The sequence below is a fragment of the Streptomyces brasiliensis genome (assembly GCF_014647875.1).
Classification (GTDB): domain Bacteria; phylum Actinomycetota; class Actinomycetes; order Streptomycetales; family Streptomycetaceae; genus Streptomyces; species Streptomyces brasiliensis.
The window spans coordinates 362646-369390 of sequence record NZ_BMQA01000006.1; the positions used below are offsets into that span (position 1 = coordinate 362646).

General features: G+C 65.5%; 6 protein-coding genes and 1 pseudogene. 1 reads left to right on the top strand and 6 read right to left on the bottom strand.

Features of this window, described 5'->3' with window-relative positions; translation table 11 throughout:
- Positions 1–198: 198 nt before the first annotated feature.
- From IEZ19_RS53455 to IEZ19_RS53460, 6 genes and pseudogenes are all read right to left on the bottom strand, one after another.
- The gene (locus tag IEZ19_RS53455; RefSeq protein WP_373296962.1) at positions 199–1050 is read right to left on the bottom strand and encodes an SAVMC3_10250 family protein; all 852 of its coding nucleotides are present in this window, start codon (positions 1048–1050) and stop codon (positions 199–201) included.
- Between the two features lie 185 nt (positions 1051–1235).
- A complete protein-coding gene (locus IEZ19_RS50600) occupies positions 1236–1535 on the bottom strand; it encodes a hypothetical protein (RefSeq protein WP_229840249.1) in 300 nt (99 codons plus the stop codon).
- A gap of 43 nt (positions 1536–1578) precedes the next feature.
- On the bottom strand, positions 1579–2733 hold the full coding sequence (locus IEZ19_RS12790; RefSeq protein ID WP_189311251.1) for a restriction endonuclease subunit S domain-containing protein: 1155 nt from the start codon (positions 2731–2733) through the stop codon (positions 1579–1581).
- Between the two features lie 137 nt (positions 2734–2870).
- Positions 2871–4292, bottom strand: coding sequence for an N-6 DNA methylase (locus tag IEZ19_RS12795; protein ID WP_189311252.1), 1422 nt, complete (start codon positions 4290–4292; stop codon positions 2871–2873).
- 71 nt (positions 4293–4363) lie between these two features.
- On the bottom strand, positions 4364–4552 hold the full coding sequence (locus IEZ19_RS12800; protein WP_189311253.1) for a hypothetical protein: 189 nt from the start codon (positions 4550–4552) through the stop codon (positions 4364–4366).
- A 670-nt stretch (positions 4553–5222) separates the two neighbouring features.
- Positions 5223–5327: pseudogene (locus tag IEZ19_RS53460) on the bottom strand (peptide-methionine (S)-S-oxide reductase MsrA); the annotation flags it as partial.
- A 210-nt stretch (positions 5328–5537) separates the two neighbouring features.
- On the opposite strand from IEZ19_RS53460, the gene IEZ19_RS12805 reads away from it, so the two are divergent.
- A complete protein-coding gene (locus IEZ19_RS12805; protein ID WP_189311254.1) occupies positions 5538–5831 on the top strand; it encodes a hypothetical protein in 294 nt (97 codons plus the stop codon).
- Positions 5832–6745: the final 914 nt, after the last annotated feature.

The window sequence follows — 6745 nt, forward strand, 5'->3', positions numbered from 1 at the left end:
CTGTCGTCCTCACCGCTGTCCGCCAAGGCGTCGGCGATGCGCCGTAACGCGTCGCTCACGTCAGTGAGCGTGTTCGCTGGTCGCAGGCTTCTGGACCGTCAGCGGCAGCAACTTCTTCCCGCTGTTGCTCACTTGCGGCCAAGTATCCATCTGCGGACCAACTTCGACGTCAACCTGCGGCGCTGAAGCGAACGCGGCCTACCGTGCTCGGACGGCCGGGTCGTAGACGCGCCCTCTGTCTCGTGGCGGAAGGTCAGGGCGCCACCTCCACCAAGCGCGTCCGTATCTACGGCACATGTCCCGATGAAGACGAAGCCTCGTGATCCATCGCGCAGGCTTGCGCGATGTGTACTGGACGTACAGAGGCGTCGCCATGATCAGGCGGGAAGTCCACTCGCCATTCGGGAGGTTAAGGTTGACCCGAGCGAGCCCCTGCACTCTCGCACGCTGAAACGGGGCATGGTGTCTGTAGGCGATGCGAAAGACGTCCCTGACGATCTGCTCGGGACGATTGCTCCTTGGTACAGACAGAGCCCGTTGGGTGAGTTCTTCTGGAAGATCGGTCACCCTGCTGTCATCCAAGTCATCCATCTTATGGATCAGGTCGTGCAACCACCTTGTACCTGAGCCCAAGCGGCCGGCGGTCGCGGTGCGCTCCAGCAAGTGCTTGGTCGAGCCACACAGCATGAGATCGACGGTGGCCGAGCCTCCCGTACGATCACCAGGCAGTGATCCGCAGAAGAGCAGGACATCGTCAAGGTCAGGCAGGGCGCTGTCTTCGTGCGACGTCCCCCACCCCATCTCTAGATCGAAGTAGACCCAGTCACCGGCATTCAGGTGCGGTGCGTAGAAGTGGGACGCCTCTCGATCCAGGTGCTGCTGCACCTTGCGTAGCCTTCGCAACTCGGACTCGGTCGGGGTGAGCGGCGTGCCTGGACCGATGGCCACCGTAGCCACTTGGAGATCAACTTCCAGGTTCCACGAGGGCGATGTGCTGGGAGCCTGCTCCGGGAAGAAGGCATCAAGCCGTCGACGAGAGAAGTAGATCATTTCGTTGAAGCGCACACTGCCCCCTGACCTCGAACTTGGTGTTCATGGTGCAGGGAGCAGTGAGCGACTGCATGTACTTCCAGTGGAAGCGGCCGTGAGGGTGCTCACTTCCCAGAGCTCGCTCGACTGGTCACCCAGCGCACCCGACCCGAGCCGTACGCCGGAAGCTTGAGCGGTCTGTCGTGTTAGACAGCGACACCTGGAATCAGCGCCACCAGCCCGGAAAGAAAGCTGCCCAGCGCTGCGAGGGTGACGAGGGTGGCTTTGCCGTCTGAGAACAACCCAGAGCAGAACTCGCGCACTCGCCGCCGGAAGATCAGCATCTTGAGCTTCTGCCAGCGGTGTTGATGAATGTGGCATCCCATGAGGATGCCAGTGGCGTTGTTACGACAGCCGTCGGTCCGTCCTCGGACTGGTGCCCCGCAGGTCACCGGAGCTTGGAAGAAGGACCAAAGAAGGACCAGGGCCGACAGGGTGACGATCACCACTGGGCCGGCTGCGACGAGCTTCCGAACAGCAAGAACACCGCTACGTCACGGTGTCACCTCCTGCTCTGCTAGGCGCACGGAAAGGGCTCATTTTTCGCGGGCCGGACCTGGGTGAGGAGGCGGAGTTCGCCGCCGGAAAGTGTCCGGTCAAGAAGCTATCAAGGATCCGCCCTCGCAGATCGCGCAGCTTCTCGTTCTCCGTCTGCGCGAGGCGTGCCCGTTCGCGGAGGCGGTCGGCAAGCCGTGCGAACTGCTCACGCACCTCCTGCGGGGGCCACTTGACCGTGGTCGAACCGAGTACTCGCCGATTGATTTCCCGGCCGGTGGATCCCTGTGCCGCAGCGACCAGTTCAGCGCTGCGACGGCGGATGTCATGCAACAACCAGTACGCGTCCGCCCATGAGGAGGGCCTGAGTACGAGGACGTTGCGTCCCGAGATGACCGGACCTGCATTCATGACGACCCGGACACCGTCCTCCCGGGAAGCCAGCAGGAGGGACTGCGGATCGCACACGGCTCCTGCCTTCTCAACAGGAATGCGGAGCTCCGTCCCGTACAGATGAGGCGAACGGCTCTGCAGGACATCGGCGGGGGCCACGAAGGTGATGCCTGCCGACACGGGCACGTGCTGGCGGTCGTGGCGTGGACGTGGTGCAGCGCTGGCCTGCATGCTCACCAGAGTGTCCAAGGATCGTTCCGGCCAGTCTGCGCCGTAACGCGTCTCGGCAGCGAACCGTGCCGCGGCCAATGCTGTCGCACAGTCGGAGATCCGACCGTTCATCATGGTCTTCTCGTCGAGCAGGCGCGTCACCTGCAGGAACGCCGCCCGGTGTACGACAGGAGGCAGGGGCACCGGCAGGTCGCGGAGCACCGCCAGACTCAGCGTCCTGTGTAGGGTGGATCCCGTGGCCCGCCGCTCGCACCAGTCACGCACCTCCGGCGAGCCGAGCCACACTTTGAGCCATGCCACGTCGTCGGGTTCCCTCGCTCGGATGATCCCAATGGTCCTGGCCGCGTTCCAGCCGTGGAATGCCGGATCCACAACCGCCACGTCACCCACGCGCCCGACGAGGACCACGACGAGGTCACCGATGGCCAACTCGCTGCGCTTGTTGGCTTCGTGGACGCGGCGGCTGATCCGTCGCGGCTCGTCCGGGTGCAGAGTCCCGTCCCTCACGTCGGCGGCCCGGATCATGCCCACTCCGTCATCCGTGTGCTCGCCGGGGCGTGTGATGCCGTATCCGACGACATGCACGGCCGGCAGTTCCCCCAGCCGTGCCACAGGCCAGTCGACGGGAAGGCTGCTCAGCCGCCGTTCCAACAGGTCTGACATCACCACCGCCTCAGCAGCTCACACAGTTCGTCATCGAGGCGCCGCGAGGTCGCGAAGAGTCCGAGCAGCTCACGGGTCAGCTGGGCCGCTTCTTCCTCCGCATCCGCGACCACAGGTACGGCGGCGGTTGCGCCCACGTGGTGCGAGGGCAGCACGTCGTGCTCCTTCGCGGCGAGCTCGGCCACCGGCACCGACCTGCACCAGCCGGGTTCATCCGCGTACGGCGTGCCATGCGGGGCTCCGCGCCAGGCAGCGTAGGTCGACGTGATACGTTCCCTGGCCTCGTCCGGCAGGGTGTGTCGCCCCCGGCCGATCGTGGCAGCGGTCTCGCGGGCGTCGATCAGCAGGATCTGTCCCGAGCGGTCTGCACGCCCCCAGGTCCGATGAGGCTTCTTGGTCCTGCTGAAGAGCCACAGGCTCACCGGATTGCGGACATGGGGGATGAGACCGGCCGGCAACTCGACCACACAGCTGAGGAGGTCAGCCTCCAGCATCCGGGCACGGATGCCCTGCTCGGCCGGCTTCGCCGTGGTGGCGGCACCCGTGGGCAGGAGGAGAGCTCCGCGCCCGTCAGGACTCAGCTTGCTCACCACATGCTGGGCCCAAGCGAAGTTGCCGTTGCCGGGCGGAGGCATGCCGTACGCCCAGCGGTGGTCGTAGTGGGTGTAGCCGCCTTCGTCCCATCCGGCCTGGTTGAAGGGAGGGTTGGCGACGACCACGTCGAAGGTCCGGTCTCGGAACCGGTCGTCGGTCAGGGTCGACGAAGGACCTTCGAGGCGGGCGTATGCATCGTGCACGGTGAGGTTCATCGCCGCGGTCTGCACGGCGACCCAACTTGCGTCCTGTCCGTACAGGCCCAGTTCCCTGGGCCGGCCGCCGTTTGCTTCGACATACTGATGGGCCCACAGAAGAAAGCCTCCCGACCCGCAGACGGGGTCGTAGACCGATTCGCCAGTGCGGGGCTCCAGCAGGCCGATCAAAAGCCGGGCAATGGCTGGCGGCGTGTAGTACTCGCCGCCTTTGGCTCTCGTCTGCGGCAGCTCCAGACAGGCCTCAAAGAACTCTACTGTGTCGCGTGCCGCAGCCACGCAGTCGACCAGCGGAGCCAGCCCACCTGTCCTGACGCCTCGAAGGCCAGCCGGCTCCTGCAGCCGGAAGTACTGGCGTTCCCAGTGCAAGAGGCCGCGGTGGGCCTCCGCCACGACCTCGTAGGCCTCCCAGTCCCACGAGCCCCGCCGGATGCGGTCCCAGGCCTCCGCAGCGCCTCTGCGGTCACCCCGCTCGTCGGCACGTTCGGCGTCGGCCTCGTGGCGGAGGAGGACCAGAAGCATGAGGAGGATCAGAGCGTCCTGAGGCGCCAGCGCCCCGCGCAGGGCGTCCAGCGTCCGCTTCGGTGACAGACCGCCTGACACTCTCTCCACTCTCAACTCCGTCCTGTGCATGCCGGCCGGAGACTGGAGGGCCTCCGGTCACCCATCATGCCTGGCCGGGCTCAACCGGGATGCACATAGGTCATGACCATGAAGGCCACGGTGAAGGCGGCCACGAACACGCCGCCACCGGTCATCAGGGCCTGGTCCACGTTCTTCGTACGCGCCAGGCGCCAGAACGCGATCGCCAGCGCACAGATCAACGCGACCGCCACGACGAGCACCGCCACCAGCAGGCGCATCCCGCTCACGTCCAGTTCCTCCCTAGTACTCCAAAGCAGCACAAACCAGCGAGAGTTCAGCTCCTCCGCCCCCCGTACGCACCACTGTAGCCCATGCAGCAGTCGGTTTGCATGACTTACAGCAGTCCGTTTGGAGTGAAGGAGACGTCATTATTGCGGGATGGTGATTTCATCACTCGTGATTTGTTCGCAGCACCGGTCGAGGTTTTTTGGACTCGACGAGATCGACTCGAGCCTCGGCATCCTCGCCCGCCGTTCCCGCGCCCTCCCACCCCCTGCACCCCGCCGCTCCGCCCCGCTACGGTCTGAGCGGGGAATTTTCGTACCTGAGCGGCAGCAATCGATACAGAACGACATGAAGTGGGGACAGGCGCATGCGGGACGGCCGGTGGGCCACGGTCACCGACTCGGAGCCTGGCCCGCGATGATCCGCAGGGCCTGGTAGGTGATCAGATACGCGTAGATCTCCTGGTTGACCCCGGTGGGGAGCGCAGGACCTGGTTGGGGCCGCGGAGCGTGACCTTAAGGGCGAAGAACGCCGCTGTGACATCCGGCACAGCTTCAGCGATGCGCTGAAGCGGCTCACTCACGCCCGCCGCCCGCGTTTCAGCTGCTCGGAGACGACTTCTTGACCGTCAGCGGCAGCAACTTCTTGCCGGTCGGGCCTACTTGTACCCATCTATCCATCTGCGGGCAGAGGCCGCACGCCGATCGGGCAGGAGACGCCGCTCCCGCCCAGCCCGCAGTGCCCGGCAGGATTCTTGTCGAGGTACTCCTGGTGGTGGTAGCAGTCGGCCGCCTAGAAGTCGCCCCCTGCGGCGACGACTCGCAGTGCCGTCGCGGAAGCTGAGCTGGGCGAACTTCCCGATCACGAGGAAATCCCCGTCGTCGGCCTCGATGGGGTCCGGACAGGATTGCCCCGTCGCACTGCCCCGCTCGGCGGGCGTCGATCCCATCCGGCGCATGAGGGCTCCTTGGTGACAGGATCGGTGCCATGGGCACCGAGAGGGTGTGGGCGTACCGAGTGGAGGAGCCACACGGCTCGCACGGCTGGCGCCCCCACGGCGGCCCCTCCCACCGATGGCGGGGAAGGGTCACCACCGAGTCCCGGAGCGAGGACGCCACATACGTCGCCGCCCTTATCGTCACCGACCTTGTGACCGAGTGGAAGGTGAACGGCGTCACCCAGCAGCACATGCGCGTGATCGTGTGGACGGACGAAGAAGGCACCGGCCCCGAGGACGCGGCCTTCACGCTGGAAATCCAGCCCAAAGTCGACGGAAAGTGACAATTCGCGGCCGGATCCGCGCACTGCCGGAACACCGGCCCGGTCGTCGAGTCGATCTCCTGGTGTCCGGCGAGTGCAGATCGACGCCCGAAACCGCAGCGAGCTCAGACCCACTCCACCTCTGAGCGAATGCGCGAGCAGCCTGCCAACTCCGGTAGGGGGGTACGGAGGCTCTGCTTCGGGGACGCCGGCCGACGTCCAGAAACGCCGACAGCAGCCAGCGCAGCCGCTACCTCCTCCTCACTCACCCCCGCCAGGGCCTCCACTACCCGATCAAGTGCCTCGCTCACCTCAGTGCGCATGACCGCTCGAAGTGGGCGCCTGACCAGCGTTCTTCACTGTGAGCGGCAGCAGCTTCTTACCCGTCGGGCCTACTTGTACCCAAGTATCCATCTGCGGACGGATCTCGCAGTCGAGGCACGGCCCGGAAAGGCAAGCACAGCACACGACACGGCTGTGGTGCATCTGCTGAACCCTTGGTCAACCCCTCCCCGCGCTCTGTCGGCCGGGGTCTGAGCGAATGTCTGGCCCACGCATCAACGTTGGCTGCAATCGGACGCTCTCAGCGGTCCGCCTGGTTGACGAAATAGCCCACGCCGATGGCTACGCCAGGGATGTCGACGCCGAAGATGCCGAGGATCGTCCAGATCCCCTTCCCGTCCATCGCAGAGCGCACTCCACCGGCGAGGCCACCGACAGACATACACATGCCCAGGACGACCGACCGGGAACTCTGGGGCCTCAGCCAGTGCCGCAGGTCTGGGCGGCGGCGCCCCGACGTGGGTGGGCCGGCAGAGTGCGTCATCAGCCTCATGTATTCAGCTACGACCGTGGCCTGACGGCCCGACAGAAAAAGGGTGCCTCTCACCTGCGATGATCTGACTGCTTAGATCAAGAACGTCGCGAGGAAGAGG

What these genes read in the sequence shown, in the direction of transcription:
- IEZ19_RS12805 (WP_189311254.1), top strand. Translation starts at nt 5,538, where the DNA reads ATGGGCACCGAGAGGGTGTGGGCGTACCGAGTGGAGGAGCCACACGGC.
- IEZ19_RS12790 (WP_189311251.1), bottom strand. Translation starts at nt 2,733, where the DNA reads ATGATCCGGGCCGCCGACGTGAGGGACGGGACTCTGCACCCGGACGAG.
- IEZ19_RS53455 (WP_373296962.1), bottom strand. Translation starts at nt 1,050, where the DNA reads ATGATCTACTTCTCTCGTCGACGGCTTGATGCCTTCTTCCCGGAGCAG.